This window comes from Pseudomonas sp. GM17 (genome assembly GCF_000282175.2).
Taxonomy (GTDB): domain Bacteria; phylum Pseudomonadota; class Gammaproteobacteria; order Pseudomonadales; family Pseudomonadaceae; genus Aquipseudomonas; species Aquipseudomonas chlororaphis.
Window position 1 is genome coordinate 2,370,602 of sequence record NZ_CP124732.1, and the last position, 17,785, is coordinate 2,388,386.

A 17,785-nucleotide genomic window follows, 5' to 3' on the forward strand; every position below is an offset into this window, starting at 1 on the left:
ATTGACTCCCCGGCATCGCAGACGTTCGTCCCGACTGGACGCTCATGGGGGCTAGGCATACCCTTGAAGACTTCCTTTCACGCTGTACAAGGACCCAGCCATGAGCCGCATTTTCGTTGACAACGCCCATTCCATCGGCAATACGCCGCTGGTGCAGATCAACCGCATCGCGCCCCGCGGCGTCACCATCCTGGCCAAGATCGAAGGGCGCAACCCGGGTTATTCGGTGAAGTGCCGGATCGGCGCGAACATGATCTGGGACGCGGAAAGCAGCGGCAAACTCAAGCCGGGCATGACCATCATCGAGCCGACCTCGGGTAACACCGGCATCGGCCTGGCGTTCGTCGCCGCGGCCCGTGGCTATAAGCTGGTCCTGACCATGCCGGCGTCGATGAGCATCGAGCGACGCAAGGTGCTCAAGGCCCTGGGGGCCGAACTGGTGCTGACCGAGCCGGCCAAGGGCATGAAAGGGGCGATCGAGAAAGCCGCGCAAATCCTCGCCAGCGATCCTGACAAATACTTCATGCCGCAGCAGTTCGATAACCCGGCCAACCCGGCTATCCACGAGAAAACCACCGGTCCGGAAATCTGGAATGACACCGATGGCGCGGTGGACGTGCTGGTGGCGGGCGTCGGCACCGGCGGCACCATCACCGGGGTTTCCCGCTACATCAAGAAGACCCAGGGCAAACCTATCCTGTCGGTGGCGGTGGAGCCGAGCGTCTCGCCGGTGATCACCCAGAAGCTGGCCGGCGAAGAGATCAAGCCCAGCCCGCACAAGATCCAGGGTATCGGTGCCGGTTTTGTGCCGAGCAATCTCGACCTGTCGATGGTCGACCGGGTCGAGCTGGCGAGCGACGAGGAATCCAAGGCCATGGCCCTGCGCCTGATGCAGGAGGAGGGGATCCTCTGTGGCATCTCCTGCGGCGCGGCGATGGCGGTGGCGGTGCGCCTGGCGGAAACCCCCGAGATGCAAGGCAAGACCATAGTGGTGGTGCTGCCGGATTCGGGTGAACGTTATCTGTCGAGCATGCTGTTCAGCGACCTGTTCACCGAGCAGGAGAACCAGCAGTAAGGCAGTGGGAAGGTGATCGCCGGCAGGCTCCGCAGGAGCCCGCTTGCCGGCGATCGAAGGCGTTGCAGGGCATGTTGCATGGGTACTGACCTGCATCAGCTGGCGTTCAGCTGGCGTGTGTTAATCAGCGTTTTATTGCACGACTGTTAACACTGATTGTCGGTTTGTGCGGGTTTTTCCAGGGGCCAGGAGTGTTTATCATGGCCGACTGCCATGCCGGATGAATGCTGCCCCGCCGGTAATTATTTCAAGGAGATATTGCATGAGCCTTTCGTTTGCCGCCAAGTCCGCGGTGTTGCTGCTATTCATCGGCAGCACTCTCTACGTGCATTTGCGCGGCAAGGCTCGACTGCCGGTGCTGCGTCAGTTCGTCAACCATTCGGCGCTGTTCGCTCCTTATAACGCCTTGATGTACCTGTTTTCCGGCGTGCCTTCCAAGCCCTATCTGGACCGCAGCAAGTTCCCCGAGCTGGATGTGCTCAAGGACAACTGGGAAGTGATCCGCGACGAAGCCATGCATTTGTTCGACGAGGGCTACATCCGCGCCGCCGAGAAGAACAACGACGCCGGTTTCGGTTCGTTCTTCAAGAAGGGCTGGAAGCGTTTCTACCTCAAGTGGTACGACAAACCGCTGCCGTCGGCCGAGTTGCTGTGCCCGAAGACCGTTGAACTGGTCAGCCGCATTCCCAACGTCAAGGGCGCGATGTTCGCCCTGCTGCCCGGTGGCAGCCATCTGAACCCGCACCGCGATCCGTTCGCCGGTTCCCTGCGCTATCACCTGGGCCTGTCCACGCCGAACACCGACGACTGCCGGATTTTCGTCGACGGCCAGGTCTACGCCTGGCGCGATGGCGAAGACGTGATGTTCGATGAAACCTATGTGCACTGGGTCAAAAACGAGACCGACAAGACCCGGGTCATTCTGTTCTGCGACATCGAGCGTCCGCTGAGCAACCCGCTGATGACCCGCATCAACCGCTGGATCAGCGCCTGGCTGGGGCGTGCCACCGCGCCGCAGAACCTCGACGACGAGCGCGTCGGCGGGATCAACCAGGCCTATGCCTGGAGCAAGCGCTTCAGCGATCGCATCAGTGGCGTGGTCAAGCAATGGAAACGCCGCAATCCGAAGCTCTACCGCGTCATGCGTCCGGTGCTGGCGGTGGTGGTCCTGACCGCCCTGGGTTACTGGCTGTTTGGATAAGGCGTTGCAATGAATATCGGGCGCTGGTTATAGTCGGCGCCCGGTGTATCAGAAGATTCATCTTCCACTTCAGAAAGATCAGCACATGCCTCATTCCCTCATCAACACGGTAGTCGATTCAGCGGTCAACGCTGGCGTCGTGCCGTGCGGGAACCCGCAGCCTGTGCAGATCAGTCATTACCCCCCACCTGTCAGTAGCATGCCGGTGTGCGCCGTCGTATCGCCGCCGGGCGTCGTCGTACGGGGCTGATCGGCAACCTCTGCTGTTGCCCGCGCCCGCCAGAAAAAGCTACTGAATTTCAGCCTCGGCTGAGTTGGCTATTTGCCTGATTACAGGTGGTATTCATGTTGTTCATATCGAAAAAGTCCGCGCTTGCGGCGGCTTCCACGAGCCTGTTCGTCCTGCTCTGGAGCAGTGGGGCGATCTTCTCCAAATGGGGGCTGGCCCATGCCTCGCCCTTTGCCTTCCTGTTGTTCCGTTTTGCCATCGCCCTGTGCGGACTGGTGCTGTTGATTCCCCTGCTCAAGCTGCGTTTGCCCCGCGGACGCAAGCCGATGCTGTACGCGGTGGCCACCGGGCTGGTGTTGCTGGGGGCATACCAGATCTTCTACCTGCTGGCCCTGGACCTGAAGGTCACCCCCGGAGTGATGGCCACCATCATGGGAGTACAACCCATCCTCACCGTGGTGATCATGGAGCGTCAGCGCTCCTGGAGCCGGATGTTCGGCCTGGCGCTGGGTTTGGCCGGGTTGATCATGGTGGTCTATCAGGGCATCGGCCTGGCCGGCATGTCGCTGGCCGGGATGCTCTTCGGCCTGCTGGCCCTGGTGAGCATGACCCTGGGCTCGATCATGCAGAAGCGCATCAGCGACAACCCGCTGGGCACCCTGCCGGTGCAGTACCTGGCCGGGCTGTTGCTGTGCGCGCTGTTCGTGCCGTTCCAGACGTTTCACTTCGAGCACAGTGTCGGCTTTATCGTCCCGGCGCTGTGGATGGGGCTGGTGGTCTCGGTGCTGGCGACCTTGCTGCTGTACCGGCTGATCGCTCGCGGCAATCTGGTGAATGTCACCAGCCTGTTCTACCTGGTGCCGGCGGTGACGGCCGTGATGGACTACCTGTTCTTCGGTAATCGGTTGGCGCTGCTGAGCGTGCTCGGCATGCTGTTGATCATCGTCGGGTTGGTGTTCGTGTTCCGCAAAAACGGCTGATTCATGAGGGCCGGGCGCAGCTTTCGACTTGAGCGAGGGCTGCGCCTTTTTTTGCCTGGGCGGACCCTTCAGATTGGCCAGGGCTGGCCGATAGCAATGATGGCTCATTGCCATTAATTTGTATTCGCTTTTACACTATTTATTGGTTATTTTGGAATAGGACAAACCTTAAAAATTAAAGATTTCTTCTACACTGACGACATACTCTTCAGGCCCAATGGAGAAAGTCAGAATGAGTACCAAGCTGGTTTTGGCAGGTGTCGGCATGTTTCTAGGCTTGAGTGGAATCTGTTCCGCAGCCTCTCAAAGCATCCAGGGAACGATTTATTTTCACGGCAGCATCGTCGAGGAGCCTTGCACGCCAAGCTCGACTGCCCAAGGCGGGGCTGCGTTGAGTCTTCGCCAGTGCCCGCAGTTTTCCCGCAGCAACGACATTCGTGTACACGGCGTCGGCCCATCGAGCTCGGTGACGGCCATCGGCAAATCGCCAGTCAACGTCAAGCTGGTCACGGACAGCGGCAAGGAAGGGCGCTACTACGATCAGCAATATGCGTTGGTCGATGAGGCGGGCAAACCGGTCAACTCGGGGATGTACCTGATTACCTTGACGTCGCCATAAGTCAGGTATAGGCCAATGCCCGGCGCTAGAGCGCCGGGTATTGAATGACCGTCACGGATGCCCCTGTTGTTGCTGGAGGCATGCCTTGACGAAAGGCAAAAAAAAGACCGGCAAGTGTACCTTGCCGGTCAATCCACAACACGCAGCGGCGGGGCCGCCGCTGCGTGATCAGGGCGGGGTTAGAAGCGGTAGCTGGCGTTCAGGCTCAGGCCATGTTCGCTGGCACCGCTGCCCAGTTGCCCGTTGTAGGCGGCGCCCAGGCTCAGCTCGGGAGTCACCCGGGTTTCCACTCCGGCTTCGACCACTGCACTATTGCGCGAGTAGGCCGCACCTTCGATACGGAACGCATCGCTGCCGTCGAAACGGTAGGTGTTGGACGGTGTGATGCCGTTCAGGGCGTGTTTCCAGCCGGCGCTGCCGAACACGGTGAGCAACTTGCCGTTGTCCAGCTGCTTGTCGGCGCTGGCGCGCAGACCCAGGGTGGAGAAGGTCTGCTCGTCCGACGCGTGCTTGGCGCGCAGGGCCGCGGGGCCGCCACTTTCCTTGAAGCCTTCGCTCTTGACCTGCACATAGGCCAGGTTGGCGAAGGGTTCCAGCTGTACCGAAGGGCTGAGGTCGAAGCGCCGGCCCAGTTCGCCGAAGGCTTGCAGGGTGTTGGCGTCATGCTTGGACTTCAGGTGGTCGCTGTAGCCGGCGAAGTTCACCGAACGCTTGGCGTCGATCCGGCTCCAGGTGTACGCCATGCCGCCGCGCAGGTCGAAGCCGCTGACCTGTGTTCCGCCATAGACACCCAGGTGGATGTTGTCGTTGTCGCTCGAGGAGTCGCGTGACGAGCTCTTCAGTTCGGTGCGGCTGTAGCCGGTCAGCACGCCGACATGGCCGCGGTCGCCGACCGCGGTATCGACCCCGGTGAGCAAGCCCTTGGTGTCGCTGCGCAGGTTGGCGGTATTGCTGTCGCCCTTGACTTCGCCCCAGTTGCCCAGCGTGGTGATCCACGGGGTCAGGCCGGAGTGAGTGTCGCTCGCGGTGTCACGGGCCTGGGCGGCGCTCGCCGAGCGCAGGCGGGTGTTCGCCGCGTCGCGAACCAGGCGGCTGTCCTGGACCAGCGCCGAACGGGTGGAGTTGTGGAACTCGCCGGATAGTTGATCGAAGGCATCGCGAGCCTGGTGGTCATCGGGCAGATAGGCGATGGCCTCGAACAGCTTGTTGTGCACCGGTGGCGTCAGCGCCGGCACGGCCGCGCCTTTCAGGCTTTGTGCCGCGGTGGCCGTGGCCCGTTGGTTGGGGGTGAAGGCGGCTTCCTGGAACAGGCGCGTCTGTTGCACATCCAGGTAGGCGTTGTGGCTGTCGTAGTTGTCCACCAGGTCATAGAAGGTCGAGACCCAGGTATCGCCCGTCAGCTTGTAGCGCCCGCTCAGGCCTTTCTCGGTCGCCAGCACCAGGTAGCGACGGTCCAGCTCGTAGCGTTTGCTGTCGAGTTTGTCCGCCTTGATGATGCTGCCGTCCTCGAGCCGCGCCGCGCCGTTCACCAGTAGCCGGTCGTTGGCCCCGGTGCTCAGCAGTTCGGCATGGAAGGTCGAACCGCTGTGCTGGTCGAGGTCGCCGGTCAGGGTCAGGGTGCCGATGGAGTTGCCGGGGGCGATGGTCGCGCCTTTGTGCAGGGTGACGTTGCCGACCTGGCCGTTGCCGGCCAGGGTTGCGCCGTCATACACGTCGGTCGAGCCGCCGAGCTTGCCGTTGACGGCGAGGATGCCCGATTCGACGAGGCTGCGGCCGTGGAAGGCAGAACTGTCGCCGCTCAGCTCGGTGCGCCCGGCGCCGCGCTTATAGAGCGTACCGGTGCCGGAGAGGGCGCCGCCGAAGGTGTAGCCGTTGGCACGGTTGAACACCAGGCTGCCGGGCGCGTCGATCTGCACGTCGCCAAGAATCGAGCCGCTGTTGCCGCCGTTCGCACCGGCACCCAGTTGCAGGGTGCCGTTGCTGATCAGCGTGCCGCCCTTGTAGGTGTTTTCGCCGCTGAGCACGGTGGTCCCCGTGCCGCGCTGCTCGACCGAGCCGCTGCCGTAGATGACGTGGTCGTACTGGTACTGGTTGTTGCGATCGAGCACCACCTGGCCATCGTTGCCGATATCGCTGAGCACTTCGCCTTGGCTGCCGTTGAAGGCACCGATGTGCAGGCTGGCGTTCTTGTCGACCTGTACTTGCCCGGCCATGACGTTGTTCAGCAGCAGTTCGCCGCCTTTGACATTCAACTGGCCGGTGAAGCGGCTGGAGTCACCGTTGAACACGGTCTGCCCGGCGATGTGATTGATGCGGCCCTGACCTTCGAATCCGGCATCGAACTGATAGTCACGGTCGTTGTGGTTGAACTGGACCAGGCCCTGGCCCTGGCCGAAGACCACGCGTTTGGCTTCCAGCTTGCCCGCGCCCTTGGCGTCGGCGGCCTTGTCGCTGGTCGCTCCCACATAAAGAGCGGCATTGGAGGTGCCGTCGGCGGCGATCCGCAGGATGCCGCTGCCGACTTTGGCCACGCCCTGGTTGGCGAGCACCAGGCTGGCGTTACCGCCCTGGCCCACGGTCAGGTCGCCGAGGGTTTCCCAGAGGCTGCCCGCGCCGTCGATGCTGGCGCTGCCATTGGCGCCCTGGTTGGCACCGATGATGCCGTCCTGGCTGTTTACCTGACCGCCATTCTTGATCTCCAGGGTGCCGTTGCCGGCGCCGCCGACGATCAGTGTCTTGTCGGTGGACAGCGTGCCGTTGTCGACGCTGACCGTACCGCTGCCGCCCCGGAGTGCGCCGAGGACGGTGTTGCCACCGTTCTGCACCTTGGCCCCGTTGGTGAGCGACAGCGAGCCGTTGCCGGACTGGCCGACGATCATGTCGCCGAGGGTCTTCCACAGGCTGTCGGCGCCATCGAGGCTGGCGCTGCCATTGGAGCCCAGGTCGGCGGCGATGATGCTGTCCTGGCTGGTGACCTGGCCGCCGTTCTTGATTTGCAGGGTGCCGTTGCCGGCGCCGCCGACGATCAGGGTCTTGTCGGTGGACAGCGTGCCGTTGTCGACGCTGACCGTACCGCTGCCGCCCCGGAGTGCGCCGAGGACGGTGTTGCCACCGTTCTGCACCTTGGCCCCGTTGGTGAGCGACAGCGAGCCGTTGCCCGCCTGGCCGACGATCATGTCGCCGAGGGTCTTCCACAGGCTGTCGGCGCCATCGAGGCTGGCGCTGCCATTGGAGCCCAGGTCGGCGGCGATGATGCTGTCCTGGCTGGTGACCTGGCCGCCGTTCTTGATTTGCAGGGTGCCGTTGCCGGCGCCGCCGACGATCAGGGTCTTGTCGGTGGACAGCGTGCCGTTGTCGACGCTGACCGTACCGCTGCCGCCCCGGAGTGCGCCGAGGACGGTGTTGCCACCGTTCTGCACCTTGGCCCCGTTGGTGAGCAGCAGCGAGCCGTTGCCGGACTGGCCGACGATCATGTCGCCGAGGGTCTTCCACAGGCTGTCGGCGCCATCGAGGCTGGCGCTGCCATTGGAGCCCAGGTCGGCGGCGATGATGCTGTCCTGGCTGGTGACCTGGCCGCCGTTCTTGATTTGCAGGGTGCCGTTGCCGGCGCCGCCGACGATCAGGGTCTTGTCGGTGGACAGCGTGCCGTTGTCGACGCTGACCGTACCGCTGCCGCCCCGGAGTGCGCCGAGGACGGTGTTGCCACCGTTCTGCACCTTGGCCCCGTTGGTGAGCAGCAGCGAGCCGTTGCCGGACTGGCCGACGATCATGTCGCCGAGGGTCTTCCACAGGCTGTCGGCGCCATCGAGGCTGGCGCTGCCATTGGAGCCCAGGTCGGCGGCGATGATGCTGTCCTGGCTCTCTACCTGGCCGCCGTTCTTGATTTGCAGGGTGCCGTTGCCGGCGCCGCCGATTACCAGCCGCTTGTCGCTGGTCAGCGTCGAGCCGCTGTCGACGATAAGGGTGCCGGAGGCACCGCGGTCTGCGCCAATCAGGGTATCGCCCTGGGAGCGGGCCTTGGAGCCGTCTTTGAGGGTCAGGTCGGCCGATCCGCCTTTGCCGACGATCAGGTCGCCGCCGGTGTTCACTGTCGCGCCGTTGTTGAAGGTGGCCTTGCCCGTGGCGCCCTGGACGGTGCCCAGGGTGAAGCTGTCACCGATGTTCAGCTTGCCGTTGGCGCCGACATTCAACTGACCCAGGCCATTGTTGGCGGTACCGACGTTCAGGCTGCCGACCGTTCGTGCACTGTCCAGTTGCGCGACCTGGTTGTTGCGCCCGGCGAGCGGCCGGTCGATGTTGACCGCCTCATCGCTGGCAGGAGCGCCGTTGCTCCAGTTGCCACTGTTTTCCCAGGCGTTGCTGTCGTCGACGCGATAGGGGTTGCCGTCCTGGTCATAGGCAATGTGATGGGCGTCTCCGGTCCAGTTCGTCGTAGCGAGTACGGCCGGGGCGAAGGAGCTCAACGCCAGGGCGACGGCGAGCGCGGTGCTGGAGGGTCTGAAGCTGTGGGGTGTCATGGTTTTCTTTTCCAAGGCGGTGCCTGTGTGGTCGGAGGGGTGGAGATGGCGTTGAGTGCGCTATGGATCAGCGGCGCGCGCCGGGGGTTGAAAGCGTTCGATGGCCGCACGGAAGCGCGAAGCGCCTTTTGGCCGGGAGAGGAGTTTTCTGGCTATGAAGTGCAGTAGGGCCGGTGCTGTAACAGTGCGGCTTGAGTGATCTGTTCATAAGCGTTGAATAACTGATCAAGTTGTCCGGGGAAGTTGTGAGCGGGCCGGTAACTTAATAAAGAAGAAGGCGGGAATATACGTGGGGAGAGAGGTTGGGAACTTTTTTGAAGCTTTTCAGAAATATCTTTATGGTGATCGAGAATAATCTTTGTTGGTTATGGTTAGTTCGTTGTTGTTATCAGTGGAACTGTCTGGCGCGGGCTTGTTTTGCGAATTGTGTTCAAGTTTTATGGGGTTTGGACGAGGGGGTGAAAGAAGGGGGGTAAAAAATAAAGACGACGGGGTAATGGTTTTTTTGCTTGAGGGGATGTTTTTGTTGAGAGAGCAGTATTTGTTTTTAGAAGGAGATGATTTTTTATTGTTTTAAGTTCTTTTGCCGAAGGGCGGAAGTTACGGTGTCCGATAGGCAGTTCGATTCCGCTCAAGCCTGATCGAGACTGTCATGCAAGTGGCGAGCGCGCCCATATTTCAGGACCGCTCGCAATGCCGGGGAATCGACGCGATCAGCGATCCGCCAGTTCCCGGGGCGAGGCGACCCGGGCCCCTGGCTTGAGGACCAGCCACAAGGCCGCGGCGATCAGCACGCCGCCATACAGGTGAGCCATGGACAGCGGCTCGTCCAGCAGCAACGCGCCCCACAGCACCCCGAACGGCGGGATCATGAAGGTCACGGTCATGGACTTGACCGGGCCGATCGAGCTCAGCAGGCGGAAATACAGGATGTAGGCGAAGGCGGTGCAGGCCAGGCCCAGGCCCAGCAACGACAGCCAGACGTTCCAGCCGCCCCAGCTGGCGGGCGGCTGGCTGATGGCGCTGTAGGCGAAGACCGGCAGCAGGAACAGGCTGGCACCGAGCATGCTGCCCAGGGCCGAGAGGCGACTGTCGAGGCCGCCGGCCTGGTCCAGCCAGCGTCGCGCGAGGAAGCCGGCGAAGCCGTAGCAGGTGGTGGCGAGCAGGCAGGCCAGCGCGCCCAGCAGCAGTTCCAGGTCGAATGCCATGGGGCCGGCGCGGGTCAGGATACCCACGCCGAACAGGCCCAGGCTGACCCCGGCGATTTTTGGCGGGGTCAGTTTTTCATGGAAGAACAGCCCGCCGATCAGTACGCCCATCAACGGCGTGGTGGCATTGAAGATCGCCGAATAACCGGCCGGCAGCACCAGGGCCGCCACCGAATACATAGTGGCGGGGATGCCGGAGTTGATTACCCCGAGCAGCAGCACGGTCTTGAACTTGCCCTGGAAGTCCCAGCTGATGCGCATCAGCGCGAGGATCACCAGCAGGCCGGTGGCGGCGATGGAGACACGAAAGAATGCCGTGGGAATGCTGCCGATCACAGGAGCGATGATGCGCATGAACAGAAAACTCGCACCCCAGATCGCGGCCAGGGACAACAAACGCAGGGTATCGACAAGTCTCACGGCGCAACTCCTTTAATAGGCTGTTCAACGGCCCTTTTTTCAGCAGGGCGAGAGTGTTGCCGAGAGACGGGGCGCGGGCAATCGCTATCTTGCGGTTGAATTGGCGGCCGCCTTCGCTATCTGTGGAAAATTGCACTTCTCCTGCACCCGGTTCACTGGCTAAGCTCAGGCCTTTCCGAATTCCCGCAGAGGTCTCACCATGCCGCAGAAATGGCCCGCCGCCGATATCGCTCGAACGATCCTCGATGGCTTCGACGATTACCGCGAGCACTTTCGCCAGATCACCGACGGTGCCCGGGCGCGCTTCGAGCAGGCGCAGTGGCAGGAGGCGCAGACCGCCTCGGCGGCACGGATCAACCTGTACGAGGAAAAGGTCAGCGAGACCGTGCAGCGGCTGCGTACGACCTTCGACCTGGAGACCCTGCTCGACGTCAATCAGTGGCCGCTGGTGAAAAGCGCCTATATCAGCCTGATCGACTTGCGCTTCGACGATGAGCTGTCCGAGACCTGGTACAACTCGGCCTTCTGCGGCCTGTTCAGCCATGACCTGATCAGCGACGGCTGCATGTTCATCCACACCACGCGGCCGAGCCTGCGCCGCGCCCGGGCCGCGCAGACCCGCACCTACCGGCCGCAAGGTCATCTGTCGACGATGCTCGAACAGATCTTCGTCGACTACAGCTTCAGCGAGGCCTATGCCGATCTGCCTGGCGACCTGCGGCGCCTGGAGTCGCAGCTGCGGGAGAACCTGCCGGACTGGGTGTGCAAGGACCCGGAGCTGGCGGTGGAGTTGTTTTCCTCGGTGTTGTACCGCAACAAGGGCGCCTACCTGGTGGGCCGCATCTACACCCACGACGAGCAGTGGCCGCTGGTGATTCCGCTGCTGCACCGCGAAGGGCGGGGCATCCAGATCGACGCGCTGATCACCGACGAAGCCGATGTGTCGATCATCTTTTCCTTCACCCGCTCCTATTTCATGGTCGACGTGCCGGTGCCGGCGGAGTTCATCGGTTTCCTCAAGCGCATCCTGCCGGGCAAGCACATCGCCGAGCTGTACACCTCCATCGGTTTCTACAAGCACGGCAAGTCCGAGTTCTACCGGGCGCTGATCAACCACCTGGCCAACACCGACGATCAGTTCATCATGGCCCCGGGCGTGCGCGGCATGGTCATGAGCGTGTTCACCCTGCCGGGCTTCAACACCGTGTTCAAGATCATCAAGGACCGCTTCTCGCCGTCGAAAAACGTCGACCGCGCCACGGTGATCGAGAAGTACCGCCTGGTGAAAAGCGTCGACCGGGTCGGGCGCATGGCCGATACCCAGGAGTTCGCCGATTTCCGCTTTCCCCTGGGCAAGTTCGACCCCGCGTGCCTGGAGGAACTGTTGGAAGTCGCGCCGTCCACGGTGTCGGTGGAAGGCGATACGGTGCTGATCCGTCACTGCTGGACGGAGCGGCGCATGACCCCGCTCAACCTTTACCTGGACCACGCCAACCCGGCCCAGGTGCGCGAGGCGCTGGAGGACTACGGCCTGGCGATCAAGCAACTGGCCGCGGCCAACATCTTTCCCGGCGACATGCTGCTGAAGAACTTCGGCGTCACCCGCCATGGCCGGGTGGTGTTCTACGACTACGACGAGATCTGCTTCCTCACCGAAGCCAACTTCCGCCACATCCCGGCGCCGCGAACCCCGGAGGACGAGATGGCCTCCGAGCCCTGGTATTCCATCGGCCCGCTGGACGTGTTCCCCGAGGAGTTCCCACCGTTCCTGTTCGCCGACGCCGGGCAGCGCAAGCTGTTCGACCAGTTGCACGGCGAGTTGTACAACGCCGATTACTGGAAAGGCCTGCAGGACGCCATTCGCGCCGGCAAGGTGATCGATGTGTTCCCGTACCGGCGCAAGGACCGGGACAACGAATAGGCCTGCACCGCGCGCCTCTGTAGCCGCTGGCGAAGCCTGCGTCCGAGGACGAAGTCCTCGCAAAACCGCTGCTCGCGGTACATCAGCAATACTTGGGAAGCAGGTTTTACGACTGCTTCGCAGCCGAACGCAGGCTACGCCAGCGGCTACAAGGATCTCGTTCGCTCGTTAAATCTGCGACAATCCGCCCCCTGCATAAATTAAGACGACCCTTGCGTACCCGATGACTTCCGAATCGCCTGCAATCGACCAACTGCTGAAAAACCTCGACCACGCCATGCTTGCCGACCGCCACCGGTTGCGTCGGCAGCTGCTTGAGCTGCGCAAGAAGCCCGACGAGGCCAAGCTTGCGCAGTGGGTCGAGCGCATGCAGGCGTCCTGCGCCCAGGTGCTGACGCGGCGCGCCAGCGTGCCGTCGATTCGCTACGACGACAGCCTGCCGATCGCCGCCAAGCGCGACGAGATCAAGGCGGCGCTGCAAAAGCACCAGGTGCTGATCATCGCTGGCGAAACCGGCTCGGGCAAAACCACCCAGTTGCCGAAGATCTGCCTGGAAATCGGTCGCGGCCAGCACGGCCTGATCGGTCACACCCAGCCCCGGCGGATCGCCGCGCGCAGCGTGGCCAGCCGGGTCGCCGAAGAGCTGGCGACGCCGCTGGGTGCCCTGGTGGGGTATCAGGTGCGCTTCGAAGATCAGAGCGATTCCAACACCCTGATCAAGCTGATGACCGACGGCATCCTGCTGGCGGAAACCCAGAACGACCGCTACCTGGAACGCTACGACACGATCATCGTCGACGAAGCCCACGAGCGCAGCCTGAACATCGACTTCCTGTTGGGCTACCTGAAGACCCTGCTGCCGCGGCGTCCGGACCTCAAGGTCATCATCACTTCGGCGACCATCGACCTGGAGCGCTTCTCCAAGCACTTCGACGACGCGCCGATCGTCGAGGTCTCCGGCCGTACCTTCCCGGTGGAAACCTGGTATCGCCCGCTGACCCTGGAGCAGGACGAAGAGGGCAACCGGGTCGAGGACGACCTGACGGTGGACCAGGCGATCCTCGCCACCCTCGATGAAATCGCCGCCCATGAGCGCAGCGAGCGCCGCAGCCCGGGTGACGTGCTGGTGTTCCTGCCGGGCGAGCGGGAGATTCGCGACGCCGCCGAAATGCTGCGCAAGGCCCAGCTCAAGCACACCGAGATCCTGCCGCTGTACGCGCGCCTGTCGCCGGCCGAGCAGCAGCGGATTTTCCAGTCGCATCCGGGCCGCAGGGTAGTGCTGGCGACCAACGTCGCCGAGACCTCGCTGACCGTGCCGGGCATCCGCTACGTGATCGACAGCGGCACCGCGCGCATCAGCCGCTACAGCTACCGGGCCAAGGTCCAGCGCCTGCCCATCGAGGCGATTTCCCAGGCCAGCGCCAACCAGCGCAAAGGCCGCTGCGGCCGGGTCGAGCCGGGCATCTGCGTGCGCCTGTACAGCGAAGAGGATTTCAACGGCCGTCCGGAATTCACCGACCCGGAAATCCTGCGCACCAACCTGGCGGCGGTGATCCTGCAGATGCTCCATCTGCGTCTCGGTGAAATCACCGCGTTCCCCTTTATCGAACCGCCGGATGGCAAGGCCATCAGCGACGGTTTCAACCTGTTGCAAGAACTCTCGGCGGTGGACCGCAACAGCCAGCTGACGCCGCTGGGCCGCCAGTTGGCACGGCTGCCGGTGGACCCGCGCATGGGCCGCATGCTGCTGGAAGCGGCAAAGCTGGGCAGCCTGCAGGAAGTGCTGATCGTCGCCAGCGCCATGTCGATCCAGGACCCGCGCGAGCGGCCGTCGGAGCGCCAGCAGGCGGCCGACCAGGCCCATGCGCAATGGAAGGACGCCGACTCGGATTTCGCCGGGCTGGTCAATCTGTGGCGCGGCTTCGAAGAGCAGCGCCAGGCGCTGACCGCCAGCCCGTTGCGTAACTGGTGCCGCAAGAATTTCCTCAACTACTTGCGCCTGCGCGAGTGGCGCGACTCCCATCGCCAACTGAGCCTGATCTGCCGAGATCTGCAACTGAGCCTGAACAAGGAGCCGGCCGATTACCCGAAGCTGCACAAGGCAGTGCTGGTCGGCCTGTTGAGCCAGATCGGCCAGAAGACCGAGGAAGGCGATTACCTCGGCGCCCGCCAGCGGCGCTTCTGGATTCACCCGTCGTCGGGGATCGGCAAGAAGCGCCCGCAATGGCTGATGACCGCCGAACTGGTGGAAACCACCAAGCTCTACGCGCGCATGGTGGCCAAGATCGACGCCGACTGGATCGAGCCGCTGGCCGGGCACCTGATCAAGAAAAATCACTTCGAACCCCATTGGGAGAAGAAGCGCGGGCAGGTGGTGGCCTACGAGCAGATCACCCTGTTCGGCCTGATCGTGGTCGGTCGTCGCCCGGTGCATTACGGCCCGGTGGACCCGCTGGTGTCGCGCGAGCTGTTTATCCGCGAGGGCCTGGTGCGTGGCGAAATCCAGTCGAAAGCCAAGTGCCTGAGCGCTAATACGCGGCTGCTGGAGCAGCTCGACGAACTGGAAGCCAAGGCCCGGCGCCGCGACATCCTCGCCGACGAGGAAACCCTGTTCGCCTTCTACGACGCGCGCCTGCCGGCGGAGATCCACCAGACCGCGACCTTCGACAGCTGGTACCGGGTGCATAGCCAGAAAGACCCGCAGTTGCTGATCATGCGCGAGGAAGACGTGCTGGCCCGCGAGGCCAGCGAAGTCACCGCCATGCAGTACCCGGACACCTTGCAGATCGGCGATCTGGAACTGGCCTTGAGTTACCACTTCGAGCCCAACCATCCACGGGACGGCGTGACCCTGCGGGTGCCGGCGCCGCTGCTGCCGGCCTTGCCTGCCGAGCGCCTGGAATGGCTGGTGCCGGGGCTGGTGGAGGCCAAGTGCATCGCCCTGGTGCGCAACCTGCCCAAGGCGCTGCGCAAGAACTTCGTACCGGTGCCGGACTTCGTCAAGGCGGCCCTGGCACGTATCGATTTCGCCCAGGGCTCGCTGCCCCAGGCCCTGGGCCGCGAACTGCTGCGCATGACCGGGGCGCGGGTCAGCGACGAGGCCTGGGCCGAGTCGGCGCAACAGGTGGAAGGCCACCTGCGGATGAACCTGGAAATCGTCGATGCCCAGGGCAAGTTTCTCGGCGAAGGCCGCGACCTGGCCGAGCTGACCGCGCGTTTCGCCGAGGCCAGCCAGGCCGCCCTGGCCGTGCCGCAAACCGCGAAAAGCCAGCAGCCGGTGGAAGCCAAGGTGTTCGCCGCGGTGGCGGAGAAAACCCAGCAGAAGATCGCCGGGCTGTCGATGACGGTGTATCCGGCGCTGGTGGAAGAGGGTGGCACGGTTAAGGAGGGGCGTTTCTCGACCCCGGCCGAAGCCGAATTCCAGCATCGCCGCGCCTTGCAGCGCCTGTTGCTGCAACAGCTGGCCGAGCCGGCCAAGTTCCTGCGCAACAAGTTGCCGGGGCTGACCGAGCTGGGCCTGCTGTATCGCGAGCTGGGGCGTGTCGATGCCCTGGTGGAAGACATCTTGCTGACCAGCCTCGACAGCTGCGTTCTGGACGGCGAGGACAGCCTGCCGCGCGATGGCGCCGGCCTGGCCTCGCTGGCCGAGCGCAAGCGCGGCAGCTGGACCGAGCACGCCGAGCGCCTGGCGCGCCTGACCCTGGAGATCCTCAAGCTCTGGCATGGCCTGCAAAAGCGCTTCAAGGGCAAGATCGACCTGGCCCAGGCGGTGGCGCTGAACGACATCAAGTCGCAGCTCGGCCATCTGGTGTACCCGGGGTTTGTCCGCGAGACCCCGGCGCAGTGGCTCAAGGAACTGCCGCGTTACCTCAAGGCCGTGGAGCTGCGCTTTGAGAAGCTCGGCAGCCAGGTGCAGAAGGACCGGGTCTGGAGCATCGAACTGGCCGGCCTGTGGAACCAGTACCAGGCGCGGGCGAGCAAACATGCCCAGGAAGGCAAGCGCGACCCGCAGCTGGAGCTGTACCGCTGGTGGCTGGAGGAGTACCGGGTGTCGCTGTTCGCCCAGCAATTGGGCACCAAGGCGCCGATTTCCGACAAGCGCCTGAACAAGCAGTGGAGCCAGGTGGAAGCCTGATGCGCTGTAGCCGCTGCCGCAGGCTGCGTAAGGCCCCGCAGGGGCCTCGAGGGCCTCAAGAGCGCGACCGCTTCGCGCTCGATCGCAGGCTTCGCCAGCGGCTACAGGATCGGCGATGTTGCGCCGATTACGCTTGCCGATGGGGCTAAACGCCGGCGTTTATGGCAAACTTCGCCGTTATAAATGCCGGCCCCGCGGTTTTGAGCGTTCGCCGCCCGGGCAAAGCGGAATAAAGCGATGTCAGGTCCTATTCCGCCAGTCGGGATAGACCATTTACGGTTTGGTACGACGGTGCCAATACCTTCTGCCTGAACAGAATAGAGGAACGACCGTGCATAACGTCGTCATCAGCGGCACTGGCCTGTACACCCCGGCCAACAGCATCTCCAACGAAGAGCTGGTGGAGTCTTTCAACACCTACGTGCATCAGTTCAACGCCGACAACGCGCAAGCGATCGAGCGCGGCGACGTTCAGGCCCTGACCGAATCCAGCGCGGCCTTCATCGAGAAGGCCTCCGGCATCAAAAGCCGCTTTGTCATGGACAAGGACGGCATCCTCGATCCGCAGCGCATGGCCCCGCGCCTGCCCGAGCGTTCCAACGACGAATGGTCGGTGCTCTGCCAGATGGCCATCGGCGCCGCCGAGCAGGCCCTGCAACGCGCCGGCAAGACCGCCGCGGACATCGACGGGGTGATCGTCGCCTGCTCCAACCTGCAACGCGCCTACCCGGCCATCGCCATCGAAGTCCAGGAAGCCCTGGGCATCGAAGGTTTCGGTTTCGACATGAACGTGGCCTGCTCCTCGGCCACCTTCGGCATCCAGGCGGCCTGCAACAGCGTGCAACTGGGCCAGGCCCGGGCGATCCTGATGGTCAACCCGGAAGTCTGCACCGGCCACCTGAACTTCCGTGACCGCGACAGCCACTTCATCTTCGGCGACGCGGCCACCGCGGTGATCATCGAACGGGCTGACCTGGCCACCTCGCCGTACCAGTTCGACATCATCAGCACCAAGCTGCTGACCAAGTTCTCCAACAACATCCGCAACAACTTCGGCTTCCTCAACCGCGCCGCGGAAGAGGGTATCGGCGCGCCGGACAAACTCTTCGTGCAGGAAGGCCGCAAGGTGTTCCGCGACGTCTGCCCGATGGTGGCGGAACTGATTGCCGAGCACCTGCAGGAAAACCAGCTGAACGTCAGCGACGTGAAGCGTTTCTGGCTGCACCAGGCCAACCTCAGCATGAACCACCTGATCGTCAAGAAGCTGCTGGGCCGCGAGGCCACCGAAGAAGAAGCACCGGTGATTCTCGACACCTATGCCAACACCAGTTCGGCCGGTTCGGTGATCGCGTTCCACAAGAATCAGGACGACCTGAGCAGCGGCTCGCTGGCGGTGCTCAGCTCGTTCGGCGCCGGTTATTCGATTGGCAGTGTGCTTCTGCGCAAGCGTTGACAGTCTTATGGATCGCAGCCGCTGCTT

Annotated in this window: 9 protein-coding genes; 7 read left to right on the forward strand and 2 right to left on the reverse strand. The window is 63.3% G+C overall.

What is annotated here, in order from left to right; genetic code table 11:
* The first annotated feature begins 100 nt into the window (after positions 1 to 100).
* From cysK to PMI20_RS10735, 4 genes are all read left to right on the forward strand, one after another.
* The gene (gene cysK, locus PMI20_RS10720; protein ID WP_007926882.1) at positions 101 to 1,075 is read left to right on the forward strand and encodes a cysteine synthase A; all 975 of its coding nucleotides are present in this window, start codon (positions 101 to 103) and stop codon (positions 1,073 to 1,075) included.
* A 262-nt stretch (positions 1,076 to 1,337) separates the two neighbouring features.
* Positions 1,338 to 2,276: an aspartyl/asparaginyl beta-hydroxylase domain-containing protein gene (locus PMI20_RS10725; RefSeq protein WP_007926880.1), complete on the forward strand. Its 939-nt coding sequence runs from the start codon at positions 1,338 to 1,340 to the stop codon at positions 2,274 to 2,276.
* Between the two features lie 345 nt (positions 2,277 to 2,621).
* Complete coding sequence (locus PMI20_RS10730; protein ID WP_007926878.1) at positions 2,622 to 3,485, forward strand: DMT family transporter; 864 nt, start codon at positions 2,622 to 2,624, stop codon at positions 3,483 to 3,485.
* A gap of 232 nt (positions 3,486 to 3,717) precedes the next feature.
* Positions 3,718 to 4,104: a hypothetical protein gene (locus PMI20_RS10735; protein ID WP_007926876.1), complete on the forward strand. Its 387-nt coding sequence runs from the start codon at positions 3,718 to 3,720 to the stop codon at positions 4,102 to 4,104.
* Between the two features lie 179 nt (positions 4,105 to 4,283).
* On the opposite strand, the gene PMI20_RS10740 is transcribed toward PMI20_RS10735, so the two are convergent.
* Entirely contained in the window at positions 4,284 to 8,621 is a 4,338-nt protein-coding gene (locus PMI20_RS10740; RefSeq protein ID WP_284172466.1) for an autotransporter domain-containing protein, read from the reverse strand.
* 713 nt (positions 8,622 to 9,334) lie between these two features.
* Entirely contained in the window at positions 9,335 to 10,249 is a 915-nt protein-coding gene (locus PMI20_RS10745) for a DMT family transporter (RefSeq protein ID WP_007926872.1), read from the reverse strand.
* Positions 10,250 to 10,448: 199 nt separating this feature from the next.
* On the opposite strand from PMI20_RS10745, the gene aceK reads away from it, so the two are divergent.
* The 3 genes from aceK (at position 10,449) to PMI20_RS10760 (ending at position 17,758) form a co-directional block, all read left to right on the forward strand.
* Positions 10,449 to 12,170: a bifunctional isocitrate dehydrogenase kinase/phosphatase gene (aceK, locus tag PMI20_RS10750; RefSeq protein WP_007926870.1), complete on the forward strand. Its 1,722-nt coding sequence runs from the start codon at positions 10,449 to 10,451 to the stop codon at positions 12,168 to 12,170.
* A gap of 223 nt (positions 12,171 to 12,393) precedes the next feature.
* Positions 12,394 to 16,305: an ATP-dependent RNA helicase HrpA gene (hrpA, locus tag PMI20_RS10755; protein WP_007926868.1), complete on the forward strand. Its 3,912-nt coding sequence runs from the start codon at positions 12,394 to 12,396 to the stop codon at positions 16,303 to 16,305.
* 331 nt (positions 16,306 to 16,636) lie between these two features.
* The gene (locus tag PMI20_RS10760; protein ID WP_007926866.1) at positions 16,637 to 17,758 is read left to right on the forward strand and encodes a beta-ketoacyl-ACP synthase III; all 1,122 of its coding nucleotides are present in this window, start codon (positions 16,637 to 16,639) and stop codon (positions 17,756 to 17,758) included.
* Positions 17,759 to 17,785 lie beyond the last annotated feature (27 nt).

Coding starts and splice junctions, on each gene's coding strand:
- cysK (WP_007926882.1), top strand. CDS start 101: ATGAGCCGCATTTTCGTTGACAACGCCCATTCCATCGGCAATACGCCG.
- PMI20_RS10725 (WP_007926880.1), top strand. CDS start 1,338: ATGAGCCTTTCGTTTGCCGCCAAGTCCGCGGTGTTGCTGCTATTCATC.
- PMI20_RS10730 (WP_007926878.1), top strand. CDS start 2,622: ATGTTGTTCATATCGAAAAAGTCCGCGCTTGCGGCGGCTTCCACGAGC.
- PMI20_RS10735 (WP_007926876.1), top strand. CDS start 3,718: ATGAGTACCAAGCTGGTTTTGGCAGGTGTCGGCATGTTTCTAGGCTTG.
- PMI20_RS10740 (WP_284172466.1), bottom strand. CDS start 8,621: ATGACACCCCACAGCTTCAGACCCTCCAGCACCGCGCTCGCCGTCGCC.
- aceK (WP_007926870.1), top strand. CDS start 10,449: ATGCCGCAGAAATGGCCCGCCGCCGATATCGCTCGAACGATCCTCGAT.
- hrpA (WP_007926868.1), top strand. CDS start 12,394: ATGACTTCCGAATCGCCTGCAATCGACCAACTGCTGAAAAACCTCGAC.